Here is an 18,562-nt window from a genome sequence, read left to right on the forward strand (position 1 = left end):
ATGGAACGGGCCCAGGAGCTGCTGAGTGTCGTCCGCCCGGTCGGGTGGTCGATCCTCGGCCTCGGAATCGGAGCGATGTATCTCGCCACGCTCGCGCACTGGCGCGAGCTGGCGGTCATCGCGGCTGCCTGCCTGCTCCTGGTCCTCTTCGCCGCACCGTTCCTCCTCGGGCGCACCAACGTCGACGTCGACCTGCGCCTCGAGCCGGAGCGGGTGGCAGCAGGGGAGTCGGTCGCTGCAGGGGTGGTCGTCAAGAACATCGCCAGCAGCCGGTTGATCCCGACCACCCTGGAGGTGCCGGTGGGGGGGTCCGTCCACCGCTACGGCATCTCCTCCCTCGCCGCCGGGGCACAGCACGAAGAGTCGTTCATGATCCGCACGGAGCACCGGGGCGTGATCCGCGTCGGCCCCGCCACGACGCGCCGCGGCGACCCGATCGGGATCTTCTCCCGCGACGTCATCTGGACGCCGGTGCGCGAGGTGCTGGTCCGGCCACCGATGGTCCCGCTGGAGTCGCTCGGAGCCGGTCTGCTGCGCGACCTCGAGGGCGTCTCCACCGATGCCGTCTCGCACAGCGACCTGGCCTTCCACGCGTTGCGCGAGTACGTCCCCGGTGACGACCTGCGGCACATCCACTGGCGTTCGTCGGCGAAGGTGATGGCATCGACGGGGGAGTCCAGCCTGTTGGTGCGGCAGTACCTCGACACCCGTCGGAGCCACGCGGCGATCGTGGTCGATGACGTCGCTGCGTCGTGGGCCGACCCCGACGACTTCGAGTCGGCCATGTCGGTGGCGGCCTCCATCGCCGTACGCGCGGTGCTGGATGAGTTCGAGGTGTCCTTCGTCTGCGGCGAGACGGCGTCGACCGGAGCCAACGGGCACCTGGCGCTCGATGCCGTGTGTCGTGCCGAGCACGGCAGCACCGGCATCGTGGTGGCGGCACGCCGGGCCACGCGGGTCGCCCCTGACTGCAGCCTGCTGTTCCTGGTCGGCGGCCCCGGCACGGAGTTCACCGACATGTTGCGCGGCGCGGCTGCGTTCCCGCCTGAGGTGCGGCGCTACGCGATCCTGATCGATCCTGCAGGCACGAGCCGGGTCACCGAGACGATGGGACTGCCGGTGCTGCACCTGGCAGACAAGAACGACCTCGGAGCCCTCCTCCGGTGGAGCGTCAAGTGAGCACCATGGCCGTCAACCCGGCCGAGACCGTCACCCGCTCTCGTGGCAGCAGGCTCCTGCCCGGCGCTGCGACCGCGCTGGACCTCACCGCGGTCCTGGTGCTCAGTGGGCTTGCCCTGAGCGGGTTCGCCACCTCGTTCACCGGTGGGGCCTTCCTCATCGTGGGGATGATCGGGGTGGTGCTCGGCATCGCGGTCACCCACCTGACCCGCGCCCTGCGGTGGCCCCTGATCGCCCCGGTCGTGATCCTGTCGTTCCTGTTCCTCGCCCTGGGGGGTCCGCTGTGCCTGCGATCGGTCGGCGACACGGCCTTCCTGCCGGGCGGTACGACGCTCGGAACCCTGACGGAGCAGGCAGTCTTCGGGTGGAAGGACATGCTGACGACCCTGCCGCCGGTCGACGGTGACGGGCCGCTGCTCGTCCTGCCGTGGCTGCTCGGGCTGGCCGCGGGCTTCGTGGGCACGGCCCTGAGCGGGGTCACGGGGAAGCGCTCGTGGGTGACCGCCCTGCTGCCGGTGCTCGGGTTGACCGCCGTGCTGGTCGCGGTGATCCTGCTCGGCGTGCGCCACCCGCACTCCGTCGTGGTGCAGGGCACGGCCTTCGCCGCCGTATCACTGGGGTGGCTCGCCATCCGAGCCCGACGGGCCTCAGCCGCCGTCCACGGCGGGTCGTCGGGCTACGGCAGGCTGGCCCTGGGCGCCCTGCTGGTCATCGGGGCGTCGGCGCTGGCGCTGCCGGCCAGCGGGCTGGTCACCGGTGAGGACGACGACGGTCGCACGGTGGTGCGGTCGTGGGTGGAACCGCCCTTCGACATCGGCCGCTACCCCTCGCCGCTGGCGGGCTTCCGCAAGTACATCGACCTGCGACCGAAGTCCGACCCGGCCAACGTCTTCGAGAAGACCCTGTTCACGATCGAGGGCGCCCCCGCCGGCGCCCGGGTGCGGATCGCCACGATGGACACCTACGACGGCTTGGTCTGGGGCGCCACCAACGACGCGATCCCCGGTGCCGCCGACGACTCCTTCCAGCGCGTGTCCTCGACCATCGACAACCCGGTGGAGGGGGAGCGGATCGAGGCGACGGTCACCATCGGCGAGGCGTACGACAGCGTCTGGTTGCCCACGATCGGTGCGCTGCAGGAGGTCGACTTCCGGTTGGGCGACCCTGAGTCGAAGGCGGAGACCTTCCGCTACAACCTCGCCACCTCGACCGCGGTCGTGCCGTCCGGCATGCGTCAGGGTGACACCTACTCCTTCACGGCCGTGCAACCGCCCGCCGCGGTCGACGAGCAGACCCTCGCCTCCAGGACACTGGCGCCAGCGCCCCCGGGCACCGGGTTCCTCCAGGCCCCGGCGACCGACTGGTCGGGCGAGGCCACCACTCCCATGGCCCAGGTGCTGGCGATCGCCGAGCACCTGAAGTCCGAGGGGAAGTACTCCGACGGGGTCACCAAGGCCGAGCAGGTGTACCACCCCGGCCACAACCTGAAGCGACTCTCCGACGAGTTCGTCAACGATCAGCAGATGGTCGGCAACGACGAGCAGTATGCCGCCGTGATGGCTCTCCTGGCCAACGAGGTCGGGGTTCCTGCGCGGGTGGTGCTGGGCGCCGTGATCCCCGAGGACGGCGTCGTCACCGGCGAGCAGGTCGAGGCGTGGGTCGAGCTCAGGGCAGCAGACGGCTCGTGGCGAACCCTGGAGACCGACCGGTTCATGTCCGACGAGCCGCCTGCCGAGAGGTTGCCCGAGACCAACACGCCGATGAGCGGGACCATCGTGCCGCCGCCCGCCCCGATCCCGCCGCCGTCGGACGCCGGCGACCAGAGCGACGCCGAGCTCAAGGAACGTCGGACCAAGAAGAAGGACAAGGTGGAGGCGGCGGCGGACGAGTCATTCGCCGAGAGCGTCCCGGGCTGGCTCGTCCTCGGGGCGAAGTACGTCGGCGGACCCCTGCTGCTCGTGGCGGTGATCCTTGCCTCGATCATCGGGCTCAAGGCGCTGCGCCGGCGACGGCGGCGTACCACCGCGAGCATGTCGGCGCGCATCGTCGGAGCGTGGCGTGAGCTGGTCGACCATGCCCGCGATCTCGGTCAGCCCGTGCCGTTGGGTCCCACGGTGACCCGCCGCGAGCAGTCGGGCTCCATCGTGTCGGGGACAGCGCCAGCGTTGGCCCGTCGCGCGGACAGCTTCGTCTTCGGACCAGCGGTGCCCGCGGCCGAGACTGCAGCGGCCTACTGGCAGACGGTCGAGTCCGAGCGCCGGGCCATGTCGCAGGCCGTGGGTCGCCGTCGTCGGTGGGCGGCGGCGATCAGTCCGGCTTCACTGCGGAGGAACAGGGCGACCTCATCCACCGGTGCGCGGGCCCGCGGGTCCCGCCGGTCCTCGTGATTGGTGTTTTCATCCCGGGGCGCACTAAACTGGCGTGTCGACCCAACGTGGGTTGCGTTTCGTGGTGCCTCGCGGCTGCCCGATCATCGCAGAGTTCGCTCGCAGGAGCGCCTCCCTGTGTGCCCGGGATGAGTCACCACGGACCACCGCACGAGGTCCACCGCCCCAGGGCGGAGGTTCCCGGGCCGGCCGCTCCACACCAGTGGCGTGAGCACCAGACGGTAGATGACCGAACAACAGATTGTGGAGGACATGCCGAAGAAAGAAGGCGTGATCGAGCTCGAGGGCACTATCACCGAAGCCCTGCCCAATGCCATGTTCCGCGTCGAGCTGAGCAATGGCCACAAGGTTCTCGCTCACATCAGCGGCAAGATGCGTCAGCACTACATCCGGATCCTCCCTGAGGACCGTGTGGTGGTGGAGCTCTCCCCCTACGACCTGACCCGAGGTCGGATCGTCTACCGCTACAAGTAACCAGCCGAGCAGCAAGGACTTCGTCAATGAAGGTCAACCCGAGCGTCAAGCCGATGTGTGTCAAGTGCAAGGTCATCCGTCGGCACGGACGCGTCATGGTCATCTGCGAGAACCCGCGTCACAAGCAGCGGCAGGGATGAGCGATGACCTTCAGGTTCGGCGCAGCCGAAGCTGAAGGGCAGCGCGAGCCCGACGAGAGCTTGCTCTCGAGGGAAACGCAGAACAACTGAATCAACCACAACGTGATCGCTAGGCAGGTGCCCTCCGGGAACCCTGTTGAAATCACCTCCGGAGCATTGGCCGGAGCTCACCCGAGGCGGGATGAGACGCGACACGACCAGAAACCAACGCGAACAACAGACAAGGAAACGCCACATGGCACGCCTCGTTGGTGTTGACCTCCCGCGCGACAAGCGCATCGAGATCGCACTCACCTACATCTACGGCATCGGCCGTACCCGCTCCCAGCAGCTGCTCGCCGCAACCGGGGTCGACCCGAACGCGCGCGTGCACACGCTCGGTGACGAGGAGCTGGTCAAGCTTCGCGATGAGATCGAAGCCAACTTCAAGATCGAGGGTGACCTCCGTCGCGAGGTCCAGGCAGACATCCGCCGCAAGATCGAGATCGGCAGCTACCAAGGTCGCCGCCACCGCATGGGCCTCCCGGTCCGCGGTCAGCGCACCAAGACCAACGCGCGCACCCGCAAGGGTCCCAAGCGCACAGTTGCCGGCAAGAAGAAGGCCAAGTGATCCGACGCGTTTCGCGTTGAGCCTCCAGGCGTAGATCACTGCCACTTCACGAAGCTTCCCGACCAGTTACCTCATAGGAGAAACGTATGCCTCCCAAGAGCCGCGCCACCAAGGTGCGTCGCAAGGAGAAGAAGAACATTGCTCAGGGCGAAGCCCACATCAAGAGCACGTTCAACAACACCATCGTCACCATCACCGACCCCACGGGCGCCGTGATCGCGTGGGCCTCTGCCGGCACCGTCGGCTTCAAGGGCTCGCGCAAGTCCACGCCATTCGCCGCGCAGATGGCGGCCGAGGCCGCTGGACGTCGCGCCATGGACCACGGCATGAAGAAGATCGACGTCTTCGTCAAGGGTCCGGGTTCGGGTCGTGAGACCGCCATCCGTTCGCTGGGTGCCATCGGCCTCGAGGTCGGCACCATCCAGGACGTCACGCCCACCCCCCACAACGGATGCCGCCCGCCCAAGCGCCGGCGCGTCTGACCCGGTCGACGAGAGACTGAAGGAGTAATTTAATGGCCCGTTACACCGGACCCATGACCCGCAAGTCGCGCCGTCTCGGCATCGACCTGGTCGGCGGCGACTCGGCCTTCGAGAAGCGTCCCTACCCCCCCGGCCAGCACGGCCGCGGCCGCATCAAGGAGAGCGAGTACCTCCTCCAGCTGCGCGAGAAGCAGAAGGCCCGCTTCACGTACGGCGTCATGGAGAAGCAGTTCCTCCGCTACTACAAGGAAGCCAACCGTCGCCAGGGCAAGACCGGTGACAACCTGCTCCAGCTCCTCGAGTGCCGCCTCGACAACGTCGTCTACCGTGCCGGCTTCGCCCGCACCCGCCGAGCTGCTCGTCAGCTCGTCGTGCACGGTCATTTCCTCGTCAACGGTCACAAGGTCGACATCCCCAGCTTCCAGGTCTCTGCACACGACATCATCGACGTGCGCGAGAAGTCGCTGGAGATGACGCCGTTCATCGTGGCTCGCGAGACCCACGCCGAGCGTCACGTGCCGGCTTGGCTGCAGGCCCTCCCGAGCCGGATGCGCATCCTCGTGCACCAGGTCCCGGTCCGTGCACAGATCGATGTGCCCGTCACCGAACAGCTGATCGTCGAGTACTACTCGAAGAAGTAACCGCGCGGGGGCTCCGCCCCCGTGTACCCCCGTCGGGCTCCACCCGGAGCCCGGCTGGGGAGCCTCCTTTTTCATGTGATCGGGTCCATCAAATGATGGTTGGGCCTGGGAAGGACACATTCAGTGCTTATTGCTCAGCGCCCGACCCTCTCCGAAGAGTCCGTCGACGAGTTCCGCTCGCGCTTCGTCATCGAGCCGCTGGAGCCCGGCTTCGGCTACACGCTCGGCAACTCCCTGCGGCGTACCCTCCTGTCCTCCATCCCGGGGGCTGCGGTCACGAGCATCAAGGTGGACACCGTCCTCCACGAGTTCTCGACCATCGAGGGCGTCACCGAGGACGTCACCGAGATCATCCTCAACCTGAAGGGCCTCGTCGTCTCCTCCGAGCACGACGAGCCCGTCACGATGTACCTGCGCAAGTCCGGTGCCGGCGACGTCACCGCCGCCGACATCGCGCCGCCCGCCGGCGTCGAGGTCCACAACCCCGAGCTCAAGCTCGCCACCCTGTCCGCCAAGGGCAAGCTGGAGATGGAGCTCGTCGTGGAGCGCGGCCGCGGCTACGTCTCTGCGGTGCAGAACAAGGGTGCCGACAACGAGATCGGCCGCATGCCGGTCGACTCGATCTACAGCCCCGTGCTGAAGGTGACCTACAAGGTCGAGGCCACCCGTGTCGAGCAGCGCACCGACTTCGACAAGCTGGTCATCGACGTCGAGACCAAGCCGTCGATGCGTCCCCGCGACGCCATCGCCTCGGCCGGCAAGACGCTCGTCGAGCTCTTCGGGCTGGCACGTGAGCTCAACGTCGAGGCCGAGGGCATCGACATCGGCCCGTCGCCCGTCGACGAGCAGCTCGCTGCCGACCTGGCCCTGCCCGTCGAGGACCTGCAGCTCACGGTCCGGTCCTACAACTGCCTCAAGCGCGAGGGCATCCACACCGTGGGTGAGCTCATCAGCCGCTCGGAGCAGGACCTGCTCGACATCCGCAACTTCGGCGCGAAGTCGATCGACGAGGTCAAGGCCAAGCTCGTCGAGATGGGTCTGTCCCTCAAGGACAGCGCCCCCGGCTTCGACCCGCAGGCTGCCCTGGCTGCCTACGGGGATGACGACGATGACGCATTCGTCGAGGACGAGCAGTACTAAATCGCACTGCTGACGTGCGCCTCGCGGCGTTCTCGTCGGTCGGCGACCCGCTGCGCTCCAAGGTCGCCTTCCTCCTCGGCCTTGCGAGGCACACGCCATCAGCACGATCACCCCAGAACGCACCATCTACTCGAGTACCTAGTACGGCCCGAGAGAAACGAGAACTGACATGCCCCAGCCCAAGAAGGGCAAGCGCCTGGGCGGCTCTGCCGCCCACCAGCGCCTCATCCTTGCCAACCTCGTGACCGCGCTCTTCGAGCACGGACGGATCACCACCACCGAGGCCAAGGCGCGCATGCTGCGCCCGTTCGCGGAGAAGCTGATCACCAAGGCCAAGCGCGGCGACCTGCACAACCGTCGCGAGGTCCTCAAGACCATCCGCGACAAGGGTGTCGTGCACGTCCTGTTCACCGAGATCGCGCCGACCTTCGCCGATCGTCCCGGTGGCTACACCCGCATCACCAAGATCGGGCCCCGCAAGGGCGACAACGCGCCCATGGCGGTCATCGAGCTGGTGACCGAGGCGTACGCCCCGAAGGCGACCTCGACGAGGAAGGCTGCTCCGGCGGCTGCTCCGGCGGCTGCTCCGGTCGAGGACGAGACCGAGATCGAGTCCGTTGAGGGCACCGACGAGACGACCGTCGACCCGGTGGAGGCCAAGGCCGAAGAGGTCGGCGTTGCGCCGCTCGTCGAGGTCGAGGGCGTCGACATGGAGGTCTTCGAGGAGACCACCGGCGGGTTCGCGGGCAAGTACGACGGCTCGCACATGCCGATGGAGAACGTCGACGAGGCTCCTGATGGCTTCCCGGTCAAGGGCAACGAGGACTCGATGAAGTTCCACGAGCCCGACGGCCAGTGGTACGCCCAGACCACGGCGGAGGTGTGGTTCGACTCCGTCGAGTCCGCCGAGGCCGCTGGTTTCACCCGCGCCGGCGAGTGATCTAGCCCCACGTCAGGTCAACGGACCGGTCAGCCCCCTGGGGATGGCCGGTCCGTTGTCATTTCGCACCGCGCTGCTGCTGATCGAGGGCATCGAGCACGACGCGCGCGTCCAGGCGTCGAGGGTCGCCGCCGGTCGATGTCAGGTCACGGGTCGCCGCGACGATCGCCTCGTTGGCGGGTGTGGGGGTGCCGTGGAGCCGACCGAGGAGCACGATCTCGCCTGCGCGGTAGTCGATCTCGGAGTCCAGGCCGCGACTCAGGCTCTGACGCAACGAGTTGCCGGAGATCGATGCGACGGTGTCACGGAGCTTGAGCGCGTCCCCGCGCCGCTCATCGTCGGCCGCCTGCGTGACCACGTGGAAGCCTGCTGCCGCCAAGGCAGCCTCGGCCTCGACGCGGACCCGTTCGGCCAGGTGGCGACCCGCGTCGTCTCGCCCGAAGAGCGCGCCGACGTCGCCGACGGCGTTGACCACCAGCTTGCGGCGCTTCCACGCCAAGATGTCGGGGCGCTCCTCGGAGACGAAGCCTGCACTGCGCAGGTCAGCGGAGACGACCGCCGTGAGTGCGTCCGTGCCGCCAGGGATGTGCCCGATGTCGAGGATGCCGGGCGTGGGGTGGCACTTCGCCACCACCAGCCCCGGATCGAGGTGGGTCGAGGGGAGCATCACGCAGAGGGCGTAGACACGGCCGAAGAGCCGTAGCGCGGCCTGCTCGGTGGCGATGCCGTTGGTAGCGCAGACGATCGCAATGTCCGGCGGTGCGTGGTTGCGCAGGTCGGCCAGCGCCTCCGCGGCCTGGTGGGACTTGACCGCGAGGACCACGACGGTGTCCTCCGACCACGACACCCGAGCCGCCGTGTCGGTCGCCGGTGCCGCGACCTCGGCCACCCCGGCGCCGGTGTCCAGGCGCAGCCCGCCTGATCGCATCGCCGCCAGGTGGGCTCCCCGTGCCACGAGCGTCACCGGGTGCCCTGCCTGGTGCAGGAGACCGCCGATCACACCACCGACCGCACCGGCCCCGTAGACGACGTACTTCACGGGTTCCAGCCGGTCTCGACCAGGCGCACGGCCTCGGCCTGGGTCAGGCCGTGGCGCCGGCAGGCCCGCACGTACGCCGAGGAGGCCTCGCGCACATCGGCGCCGGGGCTGGTGGATGACACATGGGTGCCACGACGTCCCTCCGTGACGACCAGGCCGTCAGCCTCCAGCTCCTTGTAGACCCGGGCCACCGTGTTCACCGCGACGTCCAGGTCCGCGGCCAGCGCACGCACGGTGGGCAGACGGGTGCCGCTCGGGAGCTCGCCGGCAGCGATCCTCGCTGCGATCTGGGCCCGAGCCTGCTCGAAGGGAGGCACGTCGGTGTCGTGGCGGATCGGGTCGAGCTGCATGACACCGACCCTACGGCTGGGTGCGAGGCCCCGGAGTGATAGACCAACTGACATGGAACAGGTCGCTCTGGTCGTGGGTGAGGCGCTGGTCGACGTGGTGAGGGCCCGCGACGGGTCTGACCGTCACCACCCGGGCGGGAGCTCGGCCAATGCCGCGGTGGCCCTGGCCAGGCTGGGACGGCCGGTCACCTTCCTCACTGCCTTCGCCGACGACGACCACGGCCGGCTCCTGGCCGACCACCTGCGGGACAACGGCGTGCACGTCGGCGGCGACCCGTTGACGCTCGACCGGACTCCGACGGCCGTCGCGACCCTGGCCGAGTCCGGGGCGGCGAGCTACGAGTTCGACGTGGAGTGGCGACCCGGCCTGATGTCGCTGCCCACGGGCACGGACCCGGTGGTCGTCGTCTTCGGTTCGCTCGGGGCGGCCCTCGACCCGGGCGCGCTGGACGTGGCCGCACTCGTCGCTGAGCAGCGCCCCGGGGCGCTCGTCGTCTTCGACCTGAACGCTCGCCCGCAGGTCACGGGTGCCGGCCCCGAGGTGGTGAAACGGGCCGAGGACATGGCTGCCCTGGCCGACGTCGTCAAGGCGAGTGACGAGGACCTCGACGTGCTGTGGCCCGGGCAGGACCACCGGGAGGTGGCAGCCGGCTTCCTGGCGCGGGGCGCCGGCGCCGTGGTCGTCACCAGGGGCGGCGACGGGGCGCGCTGGTTCACCGACGCGGGGGAGGGGGAGGTCCCCGCCAGTCGGACTCGCGTGGTGGACACCATCGGGGCGGGTGACACCGTCACGGCTGCCGTCGTGGACGCACTCTGGAGCTTCGACGTGGTCGGCCCCGGAGCCCGCGAGCGGCTGCGTGACCTCGGCCCGACGAGGTGGACCGCCGTGCTCGCCCACGCAGTCAGGGCCGCAGCAGTCACGGTCGGTCGCCCCGGTGCAGACCCGCCACGGCGGTCCGAGCTCAGCTGAGGCCGGTCACCCGCGCCAGGCAGGGTCTCGGCCGATGAACCCCATCAGCCGGTCCGCCACAGGAGCATCCGCAGGGACGGGCACCGGTGCGCCGTACTGCCCAGACGAGCGGAGCATCTCCTCGATGGGCCGCATGCCCTCGAGCAGCGCGCCGGCCTGGTCCTCGTCGAGGTCGGGCTCCTGGCTCGTCGCCCGGGCGAGGTCCCAGGTGTGCATGAACACGTCGGCGGTGTAGAAGCGGTCAACGGCGTCGACCAGTCGGTGGGTGCCGGCACGCGGGTGCGTGAACGACTCCTCACCGCGGGTCTCGATGAGTTCTTGTACGGCGTCGGCCTGGTGCTGCCACGCCGCCACCGGGTCGTCGGCAACGTCCGGACCGGCGGGGAGCACGACCTCCCCAGCAGCCAGGAAGTGCGGGAACCACCCGACGAGGTGACCCACGACGTCTCGCGCGGTCCAGCCCTCGACGGGCGCCGTTGCCTGCCAGTCCTGCGTGCCTGCGACCTTCTGCCCGAAGGTCGCGGCGACCTCCCGGTGGCGCTCGGTCGGAGACTCAGACAGCGTCATCGGCGAGCACCCCGCCCGCGAGCAGCCTGTCGAGCTTGGCGTAGCCCTCGTGGATCCCGACCTCCATGCCGCTGGACAGCATGCCGTCGCGGCCCTCAAAGGAGTCGCACAGGGAGAAGCCGTGCAGGCGGGTGCGGCCGTCGCCGAGATCCTCGAAGGTCATCGTCTCGAGCGCGATCGCCTCGGGCATGCCCTCCCAGGTGAAGGTCTGGACGATCTTGTCGTCGCCGATGTGTGGGAAGGTGCCGCGGAAGGCGTATTCCTCCCCATCGCGTTCGGCGACGTAGCGGTAGGAGCCCAGGGTCCGGCAGTCCCAGTGGTCGATCCGGGTCGTGAGCGAGTCGGGGCCGATCCACTGCTTGAACACGTCCGGGTCGGTGTGCGCTCTCATGAGCTGGGCCGGGGTGGCGGAGAAGTCGCGCCAGATGTGCACGGCCGGGACGTGCGGGTCGGCTTCGATGGCGGCCTCGGTGTAGCGGGCGTGGGTGTTGGCGGTGGTGGTCATGATCCTGTCGTTCCTTCCTTCAGGGGGTTGTCAGGTACGTCGATGTCGTCGGTGCCGTTCAGGGCTGCCAGGACGTCGTCGAGGCGGCTGAACCGTTCCTCGGCCTGGCGGCGGTATCGCTCGATCCACTTCGTCATGAGGTCGAACACCTCTGCTTCCAGGTGCACCGGGCGGCGTTGCGCCTCGCGGCTGCGGCTGACGAGACCTGCCTCCTCGAGCACCTTGAGGTGCCGCGAGACCGCTTGCAGGCTCACGTCGTACGGCGCCGCAAGGTCACCTACGGTGGAGTCGCCGGCCGTGAGCCGGGCGACGATGTCGCGGCGGGTGGGATCGGCCAGGGCGGAGAAGACCTGGGAGAGGCGGTCGACCATCGGACACCTTCTCAACTGATTGGTTGAATAAAGGTAGATCCGAGTGGGCTCGTTGTCAACGGATGAGTTGAACAAGGGTGGCTGCCCCTGACGAGGCAGCCACGGGACTCGGCGTCAGCCGCGGCGGATCCGGACCGTCCCGGACGTGTCGGCACCGCACTCGGCGGCGCCTGGCGCGTACGAGGCGGATGCCGTGATGTAGTAGCGACCTGCCTTGCGCGGTGCCTTCATGCGGTGGCCACCGGTGCTGCTCGTGGTGACGACGGTGAGACGACGATCAGCACCCTTCTGCTTCCGCATCAGGGTCACCTTCACGGCCGCCTGGCACGCCAGGGCGGTGGAAGCGATCGTGATGGCGAGCCGGTCCTTCTTCTTCTTGTGCTCGAGTCCTGCCGTCCTCGACGCGGTCGGACAGCCCGTCGCCGTGGACGCCGGAGCGACGCGGCACCCGTCGAGGGCATCGACGCGGCCGTCGGAGTCGTCGTCCAGGTCGCAGGCGTCGCCCACACCGTCGTCGTCGGTGTTGATCTGGTCGTTGGCGAGGCTGGGGCAGTTGTCGACGCTGTCCTCGACGCCGTCGCCGTCGGAGTCGCAGGTGGCGAACGTGAAGGTGAAGGTGAGTGCTCGCAGGGCGGCTCGGCTGGTCGAGGCGTTCAGGACCCACAGGCTCCAGTCACCCGCGGCCGAGTGCCCTTCGAGATTCGTGGCAGGTGAAGCCGGCCGATAGCGGCCGGCGGCGGGGTTGGTGCCACTGATCGGTGGCTGCAGCGCCTCGTCGTCGAACACGTAGAGGCCGTTGAGGGCACCCGTCGAGGAGCCGTTGTTGTAAGCCTGCATCGTCGGCTGGAGCGTCGCGCCGGACGTCTGAGGGCTGAGCACGTGCAGGGAGACCTTGGAGTCGGGATGGGTGAGGTCCACCGAGACGTCGAGGTCGGTCACGACCCGCGTGTCGGTCACCTTGATGTCGAACGGGTTCCAGGAGTGGTTCTCGTTGGGGCCCTTGGGCTCGATGGACCGAGGCATGGCCGAATGGGACACCGTGCACGGCTGGACGGCAGCGTGCGCGGGCGCGGTCCCGGTCGAGGTGGCGAGGGCGGGGGCGAGCGCTACGCCGAGCCCGAGGGCTAGCGCGCGGACGAGGAGACGTGAGGGCTTCATGGCAGGCCCAGCCTAAGGCACCCCGTCGTGCCCCCGTGGTGTCGGCGACCAGCGTGGCCCCGAGTGTCCGCTCACTCCAGCCAGGCGTGCACGTGCGAGACGACGGAGGCACCTTCACCGGAGGCCGAGGCAACGCGCTTCATGGAACCCGAGCGGATGTCGCCGGCAGCGAAGATGCCCGGCACCGTGGTGGCGAGGTTGTCTGGCGGTAGCCCGTCGACCCATGCCGCGGTGGGGACGTCGCGGCCGGTCAGCACGAAGCCCCGGTCATCGCGCGCCACCTCGTCAGGCAGCCAGTCACACCGCGGGTCGGCGCCCAGGAGGAGGAACAGTCCCCGTAGCTCGCGGCGGTGCACCTCGCCCGTCGTGACGTCCTGGATGTCAACCCATTCGAGGCGACCCTCGCCGCCCCCGTCGACGATGCTCGAGCTGGCGAGCACCTCGATGAGCGGGTTGAACCCGATCTCCGTCACCAGGTAGTGCGACATCGTGGCGGACAGGTCTGACCGGCGCACCATGATCGTCACCGAGCGGGCGAAGCGGGCGAGATGGACGGCTGCCTGTCCGGCACTGTTGCCGCCGCCGACGACGATGACGTCGCCTCCCTCCATCTCCCTGGCAGCAGCCATCGCCGCGCCGTAGTGGACGCCGGCCCCCACCCTGTCGTCGATGGACTCGATGCCGATGCGGCGGTACGTCACGCCGGTGGCGATCACCACCGCGCGCGCGAACACCTCGCCGCCCTCGGTGCGCACGACGTGCGGTGCGCCGTCGAGACCGGGTTCGAGGGACAGGACCGGCCAGCCGGTGAAGAACCGGGTGCCGAACCGGATGGCCTGGTTGCGGGCACGCTGGGCGAGTCGCATGCCAGAGATGCCGCGCGGGAAGCCGAGGTAGTTGCGGATCATCGAGCTGGTGCCGGCCTGGCCGCCGATCGCCTCGCTCTCGATGGTGACCGTGGACAGTCCTTCGCTGGCGCCGTACACACTGGCTGCGAGCCCAGCGGGCCCGGCGCCGATCACGACGAGGTCCATCACCTGGTCGACGTCGATGTCGTCGGGACGGCCGTACAACGTGACGGCCAGGTCGCGGGTGCTGGTGGGCACGAACGGGTCGGTCGTGTTGAAGGTCTCCACGACGGGCCACGCGCCCGTCGGCCCCTGATATCGCGCGAGCACCTCGCGTCCCTCGTTGCTGTCGGGCCGGTAGACGCCGCAGGGCGCTCCGACCCGGTCGAGATAGTCGCGGAGCTGCAGCGTCAGGGGATCCTGCTCCGGGGCGATGAGGCGCACCGAGACGACCTCCGGCACCGCGACGGTGGCTGCCCAGTCGTTGAGGAGGTCGATGATCGCGGTGTGGAACTCCTCGTCCCGGACACCTCGGGGCAGCAGGAGGAAGGCGTCGTACTTCCCGTTGGCCTGGCCGTCGCGCAGGCTGGTGGCGTCACGGCGGAAGTTCTCCCAGTGCGACACCACGACCCTCCGAGCGGTCGGGACCCCCTCCCGGATCCTCGTGATGGCGGGATAGAGCTCCATGTCGGGCAGCACGGACTCCAGCACGAACAGGGCGACCTGGCCGTCGTTCGCCATGACGTCCGCCGCCTGGATCTTCGCGTCGGCGGCAGTGGGGGCGCAGCGGACGTCGTACTCGCGTGTGTAGCGCCAGAACTGCTCCTCGAGGACGTCGAGGTTGTCGCCGGAGACGAGGATGATGGCGGGGTTGCTCACGCGTCGAGTATGGCGCGGTCACTCCTGCCGCGCCCGTACCTCGTCGGGCACCTAGGATCTGCGGGTGCGCATCCGGCTCGACGTGTCCTACGACGGCACCGACTTCAACGGGTGGGCCATCCAGCCCGCTCTCAGGACGGTGCAGGGCACCTTCGAGGACGCGTTGGGCACCGCGCTGCGGCTGCCTCAGGTGCGGGTCGTCTGCGCAGGTAGGACCGACGCGGGGGTGCATGCGCGTGGGCAGGTCCTGCACGCCGATCTGCCGCCTGACGCCCTCGATGTGCTGGTGGGTCGTTCGAGCGACGCGCCACTGGCCGCCCTCGTGCGCAGGGTCAACGGGATCCTGCCGCCCGACGTCCGCGTCCGGAGTGCGACCGAGGCCGAGCCGGGGTTCGACGCGCGCTTCTCGGCGATCTGGCGGCGCTACGCCTACCGCGTTGCCGACCGCCCGGACGGCGTCGACCCGCTGCTGCGCCATCACGTGCTCGCCTGGCCCCACGTTCTCGACGTGGACGCGTTGAACCGCGCCTCCACGCCGCTGCTCGGTCTCCAGGACTTCGCCTCCTTCTGCCGGCGGCGCGCGGGGGCGACGACGGTACGCACGCTGCTCGAGCTGGCCTGGTCCCGCACGCCCACAGGCCTGGTCGAGGCACGCGTCGTCGCTGACGCCTTCTGCCACACCATGGTGCGGTCGCTGGTGGGGTGCCTGCTGGAGGTGGGGGAGGGTCGGCAGCCGCCCGAGTGGCCGGCTGAGATGCTGGTCGGGCGCGCCCGCGTCTCCTCCCTCCGGGTCGCCCGCCCCCATGGGCTGACTCTGGAGGAGGTCCGCTACCCCGAGGGAAACGAGCTGACGGCCCAGGCGGAGCGGGCGCGCAACGCAAGGAGCCCCATCTGATGAGCGACGACCACTACTTCTCCGCCGACCCCGCGGTGCCGTTCACGCGGGAGTCGTTCACGGTCGAGGTCTGGGGGCACTCCTTCGAGCTGGTGAGCGGCTCGGGAGTCTTCAGCCGCGGTCACCTCGACCACGCGACCGCCATGCTCTTCCGCGAGCTCGAACCGCCCGTGCAGGGTCAGTTCCTCGACCTCGGCTGTGGGTACGGCGCCATCGGGCTCGCGATCGCCCGCGCCGTACCCCTCGCAACCGTGACGGGGGTCGACGTCAACGAGCGGGCGCTGCTCCTCGCCAACGAGAACGCGAGCGCTCTGGGGCTCGGGCCGCGCTTCGTGGCCGCCCTCCCGGACCAGATCCCCACGGACATGACGTTCGACGAGATCTGGTCCAACCCACCCATCCGGATCGGCAAGGAGGCCCTGCACGAGCTGTTGCTCACCTGGCTGCCGAGGCTGCGCCCGGAGGGACGCGCGGTGATGGTCGTGGGCAAGTTCCTCGGCGCCGACTCACTGCAACGCTGGCTGACCGAGCAGGGCTGGCCCACGACGCGCCTGGCCAGCGCCAAGGGTTTCCGGGTGCTGGAGACGCGTCGGGGCTAGCCCGCGGGCAAGGCTCAGTCCTCTTCGCGCTCGATCTGGGCGACGAGGTCAGCGGCGTCGGTGTCCACGGCGAAGACCGGCATGATGCTCACCATCCAGGTGGGTCGCATGCCTTCGATCTCGTGGGCGAAGTCCCACGCCTGACGGGCCGGGAGCGGCCCGAGACGCACGTAGTCGCCCTCGTCCTCGTGCTCGTGGTCGGTGTCGATCTCGATGACCCAGGTCTCGGACCAGTCGTCGACGAAGTGCTCGAAGGTCGTGTCGGCGTCGTCGGGGGTGTCCTCGGCGACGGGGTAGATCAGGGGCATGGCGACTCCGTTCGGTGGTGGTGGAGTGTGCTCGCTGGCTGAGGCCCATCGTCGCAGGCGGGTCAGCGAGGCGCTCGCCGGTCCGGTGGCGGCCAGCCTCCCGACGTCCGGACGGGCCCGTTCTACGGGGAGGTAGCGTCCCTGCCGTGTCACCGGCCGACCCCACACGACCAGTCTTCGACCGTCTCCTGAGTGACGCTGTCCCTGCTCTCCTCGGCGGGAGTCACCGGCAGGACGTCCCGCCCGTCGATGGCGGACGCTGGCCGGTCAGTGTCGTCTCGATCCCGGGCGAGCGTTCTCGCGATGTTCTCACCGAGGTGATGGACGAGGCGCTGGTCCATGCCGGACCGGGCCACTTCGAGACCGGCCGGGCAGACGCCAGTCATCTGACCGTCCGCGCGCTGGAGCCCTACCGCGACGCTGCAAGCCCTGCAGACGAGATCAGCGACGACTGGATCTCGGCGCTGGAACTGGTGGGCCGGGGATCGCCGCCCGTCCGGCTTCGCCTCACGGGAGTGACGCTGTCCACCAGCGCGGTCATGGTGCAGGCCGAGCCGCTCGACGACGCACCGTGGGAGCTCATGCGCCGACTACGCGCCGCCCTGGGGCCGCTGGCCTGGTTCGAGGAGCAGGAGCGTGACATCTGGTACGCCAGCGTCCTGCACTTCGCGGCGCCGATCCTCGACGCGCCGAGCCTTGTGTCCTGGGCGGCGGAGCGGCGACGGTCGCTCGCCCACGACCTGGTCCTCGACTCGTTGATGCTGGCTCGCTTCCGATACTGCGCCAACGGCGGCCGGCGGCACATGGCAATGGAGCCGTGGCACAGTGTCGACCTCGCCGGGGGCTAGCGGGTACGTGGAATAGCACGCCCACGTAGTTGCCTGCCGCGTCCCGGGAGCGGCGAACTCATCGAGGGCTGTGTCGGTGCTCGCTGACTGCTCCACGGTGGTCGTCGCAGTGCGCGCTCTGGCCAACGCGTAGGCCTTGGGCTATCGAACCGATGAGCAGGCAGACGCCCGCGATGACGGCTGCCGGGTAGGCCGCCAGTCCGTACCCCATCTCAGCGAGGACACCGGCGACAAGGGCGAGCCCTGCGCCGCCCAGGAGGTAGCTCCACGGTCCTGACGACGACTTCGAGTCTGTGGTCACGCACGGACCTTAGCGAGACCACGAGAAGGCGCGCCTACCGTGCCTGGAGCGCGAGGATCTGTCGAGAGTGGGCCGTCGATCAGCTGCTGCGCCAGGCGCGGAGCATGCCGGCGGTCAACCGGGGCTGGATCCGGTCGGAGGCCAGGGCGCTCCTGCTGGTGGAACCAGGCAGTCGGATCCCGCGGACGACGCCGTCACCGAGGGGGTAGCCGGTTCGCGGGGAGAATGCCATCCAGCGGATGGTGCGGAGGTCTACGCGGCGCGTTGCACTGCTGTCGGGTGCCAGTCGGACGCGGCCGGTGGGTTCGTCGGCCCGGAGGCCGCCGTAGATCACGATCGCTGGGCCCGTGCGGGGGTTGGTGAAGCGGAGCCAGCCCGGTCGCGCGGCTTTGCGGACAGCGACCTCGGGGGACTCGGTGACCGTCACGGTGACGGTGGCCGGGGTGAGGTGCTTGGAGTCGCACGCCCAGTAGGTGAACTGGTAGGTGCCGGCGCGGTTGGCCCATGGCAGCACGGCGATACGCTCGCGAGCGCCCTCCTCGAGGGGTCGTCCGCCTGAGCTGAGGCCAGAGTTGGGCGTCTCGATCGTGAAATCGCCATCGGGCTGGACCTCGGCCACAGACAATCCACGCTCAGGTGCCTGCACCCGGCAGATCTCGAGGATCTCGCCCGCCGCGCCGCTGTCATTGGCGAGGACGTCGATGAAGCTGACTCCTCCGAACTCGTCGCCTACCCCCTCGACGGCGACGGACTCGCCGACAGCGACGGGAGGAGGGCTGTCATCGGCCATCGCCGGCACGAAGGTCCCCAAGCTCAACATGGTGGTGACAACCGCCGCCGCGGTGGTCAGGACGGCGAAGCGCTGGGCGCGAAGAGGCACAAGAGGCTCCCGAAAGGTGGCGCCGAGGACGGCGCGTGGATGAGAGCGCAC

At 69.3% G+C, this 18,562-nt stretch carries 23 protein-coding genes; 13 read left to right on the forward strand and 10 right to left on the reverse strand.

All coding sequences use genetic code 11. The features are described from left to right. The 9 genes from VNJ48_RS00225 to rplQ all read left to right on the forward strand — a co-directional run bounded on the left by VNJ48_RS00225 (position 1) and on the right by rplQ (position 7,993). Positions 1-1,179, forward strand: a complete 1,179-nt coding sequence (locus tag VNJ48_RS00225; protein ID WP_325597919.1) for a DUF58 domain-containing protein — start codon at positions 1-3, stop codon at positions 1,177-1,179. Positions 1,180-1,184: 5 nt separating this feature from the next. Beyond that, positions 1,185-3,566 carry a DUF3488 and transglutaminase-like domain-containing protein gene (locus VNJ48_RS00230; protein WP_325598362.1) on the forward strand — a complete coding sequence of 794 codons (2,382 nt, stop codon included), beginning with the start codon at positions 1,185-1,187 and terminating at the stop codon, positions 3,564-3,566. A 252-nt stretch (positions 3,567-3,818) separates the two neighbouring features. Then, entirely contained in the window at positions 3,819-4,040 is a 222-nt protein-coding gene (gene infA, locus VNJ48_RS00235) for a translation initiation factor IF-1 (RefSeq protein WP_026145687.1), read from the forward strand. A gap of 26 nt (positions 4,041-4,066) precedes the next feature. Beyond that, positions 4,067-4,180 carry a 50S ribosomal protein L36 gene (gene rpmJ / locus VNJ48_RS00240; protein WP_297739624.1) on the forward strand — a complete coding sequence of 38 codons (114 nt, stop codon included), beginning with the start codon at positions 4,067-4,069 and terminating at the stop codon, positions 4,178-4,180. Between the two features lie 235 nt (positions 4,181-4,415). Further along, a complete protein-coding gene (gene rpsM / locus VNJ48_RS00245) occupies positions 4,416-4,790 on the forward strand; it encodes a 30S ribosomal protein S13 (protein ID WP_036490072.1) in 375 nt (124 codons plus the stop codon). A gap of 86 nt (positions 4,791-4,876) precedes the next feature. Next, the gene (rpsK, locus tag VNJ48_RS00250; protein WP_325597924.1) at positions 4,877-5,272 is read left to right on the forward strand and encodes a 30S ribosomal protein S11; all 396 of its coding nucleotides are present in this window, start codon (positions 4,877-4,879) and stop codon (positions 5,270-5,272) included. Between the two features lie 32 nt (positions 5,273-5,304). Continuing rightward, positions 5,305-5,913 carry a 30S ribosomal protein S4 gene (rpsD, locus tag VNJ48_RS00255; RefSeq protein ID WP_325597925.1) on the forward strand — a complete coding sequence of 203 codons (609 nt, stop codon included), beginning with the start codon at positions 5,305-5,307 and terminating at the stop codon, positions 5,911-5,913. Between the two features lie 123 nt (positions 5,914-6,036). Beyond that, positions 6,037-7,053 carry a DNA-directed RNA polymerase subunit alpha gene (locus VNJ48_RS00260; protein WP_325597927.1) on the forward strand — a complete coding sequence of 339 codons (1,017 nt, stop codon included), beginning with the start codon at positions 6,037-6,039 and terminating at the stop codon, positions 7,051-7,053. A gap of 169 nt (positions 7,054-7,222) precedes the next feature. After that, positions 7,223-7,993 (forward strand): 50S ribosomal protein L17, encoded by a 771-nt coding sequence (rplQ, locus tag VNJ48_RS00265; protein ID WP_325597929.1) that lies wholly within the window; start codon positions 7,223-7,225, stop codon positions 7,991-7,993. A 58-nt stretch (positions 7,994-8,051) separates the two neighbouring features. On the opposite strand, the gene VNJ48_RS00270 is transcribed toward rplQ, so the two are convergent. Next, positions 8,052-9,032: a 2-dehydropantoate 2-reductase gene (locus VNJ48_RS00270; protein WP_325597931.1), complete on the reverse strand. Its 981-nt coding sequence runs from the start codon at positions 9,030-9,032 to the stop codon at positions 8,052-8,054. Continuing rightward, positions 9,029-9,382 carry a GntR family transcriptional regulator gene (locus VNJ48_RS00275; RefSeq protein WP_325597933.1) on the reverse strand — a complete coding sequence of 118 codons (354 nt, stop codon included), beginning with the start codon at positions 9,380-9,382 and terminating at the stop codon, positions 9,029-9,031. Before VNJ48_RS00275 ends, VNJ48_RS00270 begins: the two co-directional genes overlap by 4 nt. A 52-nt stretch (positions 9,383-9,434) precedes the next feature. On the opposite strand from VNJ48_RS00275, the gene VNJ48_RS00280 reads away from it, so the two are divergent. Next, positions 9,435-10,352, forward strand: coding sequence for a carbohydrate kinase (locus VNJ48_RS00280; RefSeq protein ID WP_325597935.1), 918 nt, complete (start codon positions 9,435-9,437; stop codon positions 10,350-10,352). Between the two features lie 6 nt (positions 10,353-10,358). Here VNJ48_RS00280 and VNJ48_RS00285 read toward each other — a convergent pair whose 3' ends face one another. From VNJ48_RS00285 to VNJ48_RS00305, 5 genes are all read right to left on the reverse strand, one after another. Further along, positions 10,359-10,919, reverse strand: a complete 561-nt coding sequence (locus tag VNJ48_RS00285; protein WP_325597937.1) for a TIGR03086 family metal-binding protein — start codon at positions 10,917-10,919, stop codon at positions 10,359-10,361. Then, positions 10,906-11,424 carry an SRPBCC domain-containing protein gene (locus VNJ48_RS00290; protein WP_325597939.1) on the reverse strand — a complete coding sequence of 173 codons (519 nt, stop codon included), beginning with the start codon at positions 11,422-11,424 and terminating at the stop codon, positions 10,906-10,908. Before VNJ48_RS00290 ends, VNJ48_RS00285 begins: the two co-directional genes overlap by 14 nt. After that, positions 11,421-11,795, reverse strand: a complete 375-nt coding sequence (locus VNJ48_RS00295) for a metalloregulator ArsR/SmtB family transcription factor (protein WP_325597941.1) — start codon at positions 11,793-11,795, stop codon at positions 11,421-11,423. The genes VNJ48_RS00290 and VNJ48_RS00295 overlap by 4 nt, the downstream gene beginning before the upstream one ends. A gap of 114 nt (positions 11,796-11,909) precedes the next feature. After that, positions 11,910-12,953: a thrombospondin type 3 repeat-containing protein gene (locus VNJ48_RS00300; protein WP_325597943.1), complete on the reverse strand. Its 1,044-nt coding sequence runs from the start codon at positions 12,951-12,953 to the stop codon at positions 11,910-11,912. 71 nt (positions 12,954-13,024) lie between these two features. After that, positions 13,025-14,680 (reverse strand): FAD-dependent oxidoreductase, encoded by a 1,656-nt coding sequence (locus VNJ48_RS00305; RefSeq protein ID WP_325597945.1) that lies wholly within the window; start codon positions 14,678-14,680, stop codon positions 13,025-13,027. Positions 14,681-14,744: 64 nt separating this feature from the next. Between VNJ48_RS00305 and truA the strand changes: the two genes are divergently transcribed. Both truA and VNJ48_RS00315 read left to right on the forward strand, forming a co-directional pair. Beyond that, positions 14,745-15,575, forward strand: a complete 831-nt coding sequence (gene truA, locus VNJ48_RS00310; protein ID WP_325597947.1) for a tRNA pseudouridine(38-40) synthase TruA — start codon at positions 14,745-14,747, stop codon at positions 15,573-15,575. Beyond that, the gene (locus VNJ48_RS00315) at positions 15,575-16,174 is read left to right on the forward strand and encodes a class I SAM-dependent methyltransferase (protein ID WP_325597949.1); all 600 of its coding nucleotides are present in this window, start codon (positions 15,575-15,577) and stop codon (positions 16,172-16,174) included. The genes truA and VNJ48_RS00315 overlap by 1 nt, the downstream gene beginning before the upstream one ends. Before the next feature lie 14 nt (positions 16,175-16,188). Here the strand turns inward: VNJ48_RS00315 and VNJ48_RS00320 are convergent, their stop codons facing one another. Beyond that, positions 16,189-16,482: a hypothetical protein gene (locus tag VNJ48_RS00320; protein WP_325597951.1), complete on the reverse strand. Its 294-nt coding sequence runs from the start codon at positions 16,480-16,482 to the stop codon at positions 16,189-16,191. Between the two features lie 146 nt (positions 16,483-16,628). Here VNJ48_RS00320 and VNJ48_RS00325 point away from each other — a divergent pair, with 146 nt between their 5' ends. Further along, positions 16,629-17,330 (forward strand): hypothetical protein, encoded by a 702-nt coding sequence (locus tag VNJ48_RS00325; protein WP_325597953.1) that lies wholly within the window; start codon positions 16,629-16,631, stop codon positions 17,328-17,330. Positions 17,331-17,388: 58 nt separating this feature from the next. Here VNJ48_RS00325 and VNJ48_RS00330 read toward each other — a convergent pair whose 3' ends face one another. Together VNJ48_RS00330 and VNJ48_RS00335 are read right to left on the reverse strand one after the other, a co-directional pair. Then, a complete protein-coding gene (locus VNJ48_RS00330; RefSeq protein WP_325597955.1) occupies positions 17,389-17,631 on the reverse strand; it encodes a hypothetical protein in 243 nt (80 codons plus the stop codon). A 79-nt stretch (positions 17,632-17,710) separates the two neighbouring features. Next, positions 17,711-18,511 carry an Ig-like domain-containing protein gene (locus tag VNJ48_RS00335; protein ID WP_325597957.1) on the reverse strand — a complete coding sequence of 267 codons (801 nt, stop codon included), beginning with the start codon at positions 18,509-18,511 and terminating at the stop codon, positions 17,711-17,713. Positions 18,512-18,562 lie beyond the last annotated feature (51 nt).

It is taken from the genome of Nocardioides sp. (assembly GCF_035576065.1).
GTDB lineage: Bacteria > Actinomycetota > Actinomycetes > Propionibacteriales > Nocardioidaceae > Nocardioides.

Excerpts from the sequence above, each read along its gene's own strand:
- VNJ48_RS00225 (WP_325597919.1), top strand. The coding sequence starts at position 1 with ATGGAACGGGCCCAGGAGCTGCTGAGTGTCGTCCGCCCGGTCGGGTGG.
- VNJ48_RS00230 (WP_325598362.1), top strand. The coding sequence starts at position 1,185 with ATGGCCGTCAACCCGGCCGAGACCGTCACCCGCTCTCGTGGCAGCAGG.
- infA (WP_026145687.1), top strand. The coding sequence starts at position 3,819 with ATGCCGAAGAAAGAAGGCGTGATCGAGCTCGAGGGCACTATCACCGAA.
- rpmJ (WP_297739624.1), top strand. The coding sequence starts at position 4,067 with ATGAAGGTCAACCCGAGCGTCAAGCCGATGTGTGTCAAGTGCAAGGTC.
- rpsM (WP_036490072.1), top strand. The coding sequence starts at position 4,416 with ATGGCACGCCTCGTTGGTGTTGACCTCCCGCGCGACAAGCGCATCGAG.
- rpsK (WP_325597924.1), top strand. The coding sequence starts at position 4,877 with ATGCCTCCCAAGAGCCGCGCCACCAAGGTGCGTCGCAAGGAGAAGAAG.
- rpsD (WP_325597925.1), top strand. The coding sequence starts at position 5,305 with ATGGCCCGTTACACCGGACCCATGACCCGCAAGTCGCGCCGTCTCGGC.
- rplQ (WP_325597929.1), top strand. The coding sequence starts at position 7,223 with ATGCCCCAGCCCAAGAAGGGCAAGCGCCTGGGCGGCTCTGCCGCCCAC.
- VNJ48_RS00275 (WP_325597933.1), bottom strand. The coding sequence starts at position 9,382 with ATGCAGCTCGACCCGATCCGCCACGACACCGACGTGCCTCCCTTCGAG.
- VNJ48_RS00280 (WP_325597935.1), top strand. The coding sequence starts at position 9,435 with ATGGAACAGGTCGCTCTGGTCGTGGGTGAGGCGCTGGTCGACGTGGTG.
- VNJ48_RS00285 (WP_325597937.1), bottom strand. The coding sequence starts at position 10,919 with ATGACGCTGTCTGAGTCTCCGACCGAGCGCCACCGGGAGGTCGCCGCG.
- VNJ48_RS00290 (WP_325597939.1), bottom strand. The coding sequence starts at position 11,424 with ATGACCACCACCGCCAACACCCACGCCCGCTACACCGAGGCCGCCATC.
- VNJ48_RS00295 (WP_325597941.1), bottom strand. The coding sequence starts at position 11,795 with ATGGTCGACCGCCTCTCCCAGGTCTTCTCCGCCCTGGCCGATCCCACC.
- VNJ48_RS00300 (WP_325597943.1), bottom strand. The coding sequence starts at position 12,953 with ATGAAGCCCTCACGTCTCCTCGTCCGCGCGCTAGCCCTCGGGCTCGGC.
- VNJ48_RS00315 (WP_325597949.1), top strand. The coding sequence starts at position 15,575 with ATGAGCGACGACCACTACTTCTCCGCCGACCCCGCGGTGCCGTTCACG.
- VNJ48_RS00320 (WP_325597951.1), bottom strand. The coding sequence starts at position 16,482 with ATGCCCCTGATCTACCCCGTCGCCGAGGACACCCCCGACGACGCCGAC.